The organism is Pseudomonas agarici (assembly GCF_900109755.1).
Lineage (GTDB): Bacteria > Pseudomonadota > Gammaproteobacteria > Pseudomonadales > Pseudomonadaceae > Aquipseudomonas > Aquipseudomonas agarici.
In genome coordinates, this window is record NZ_FOAR01000068.1 from 1 (window position 1) to 1435 (window position 1435).

2 protein-coding genes are annotated in these 1435 nt (G+C 46.9%); both read right to left on the reverse strand.

Going from position 1 to position 1435, the window contains the following annotated elements:
• Positions 1-530, reverse strand: a 530-nt coding sequence (locus BMX68_RS25785; protein WP_218145945.1) for a hypothetical protein, incomplete at its 3' end; no start/stop codon positions are given.
• Between the two features lie 2 nt (positions 531-532).
• Positions 533-1435: hypothetical protein (locus tag BMX68_RS26105; protein WP_218145946.1), on the reverse strand; the 903-nt coding region annotated here is incomplete at its 5' end.

Below are 1435 nucleotides of genomic sequence, written 5' to 3' on the forward strand. Positions count from 1 at the left end.
GCGTCCCATGAGTAGGTAACAACCCTATCGACTACCGCCGGCTGCCAGAACTTTAAAAACGATAATGGTCGTGGCTCTGATATACTCACCGTTCGTAACTTTCTATTAAACAGAGTGGGTAAGTCACGAAACGAGAAAAAAGTCATCCTTATAAAAAACGACAAACAATATAGACTTGGCACAAGTATGAGCAGAACTAGCAGTGAAAATGGATGGAGTCTCGTAGTTTCTAAGAGTACGAGGCTCATTACAACAACCATAATGCAAATCAGGATAGTAAAAATTCCGCTTGAATTTGTGTCGCTTGTTCCTGCTGGCCCGCCTACTGCTATTGCATTTGGATAAACATTAACAACCGCTTCACAACTGTTGGCTTGCGCATGGATTTTTTCTTTTTTATCTAACGGAGTTAGGCGCCAAGGGTTGCCACCCACAAACGCCTGGCGCTGACCTTCAGAAAACTCAAACCAAGGCTCGGCTTGATTCCAGGTCGGCAGATAAACGTCGTATTTTGGATTTTTTTTGGTCATAATCAACGCACCCAAAAAGTTTCATTGACGAGTAGTTGCCCATCTGTCACATCGTCATACAGATTAAAGGTTGCGGAACTTGAGGGGTACTTCAACATTTCCGCCTTTATTGTGATGACTGTCAAATCAGGAGAGTGTTGTGTGATTTCCGGCGAGGCCACACCGGCAATATAAGGTTTGATGGCGCTGGACTGGGCGGTATTGCCCGTCGAATAAATCAACTCCTTGGCGCCATTGGTATGATACAAATAAACTTCGGCGCTCCACTGTAACTTATCTTTCAGAATTGCTGGAATCAATAAACGTAGCCGGGCTTCCTTGACATACGATTTATCCGGCGCCTCCAATACAAATGGATTATCAGCGGTGGTAGCGGAAGCGCTGAGGTTATCGATCAGGTTATGGCTATAATCAAACTCAACGCTGAGCCCCAGTAAAATCTTGTTCAGCTCCTCCTGTTCTCGCTTGATCGAGTTCCACCGATCATTGGCTCGCCCCCAAATACTCCGTGCTGCCCACTCCTCAGTTGGAGTATCTTGCAACAGCGCTGCAACATAGCCCGCTGTCATGCCCAAGGCGACTAAAATCAGTGCCCAGCCTGTCCATGACAATCCAATTCCGACCATCGTTGTTTTTTTAGCTAATAATGCTACAGCGAACCCACTAGCCACTCCAGCTCCAGCAAACGCAGCAGTTTGTATTCCGTAAGCTACAGCAGCATCTATATCATTTTTCTGAAACTTAGATCTGGTAGTAATAAATGAGAACATCGTATCCACTGCCAACCCGGCCACCCCCAAACTTCCCGCTGCAATCTTCAACTTTATACTGACCGCCGCACTATGCTGCTTGGCAATCGCCTCGCTCAACTCCAGCACCACCGAGGTCAGCCCAAGCCCCGAGCC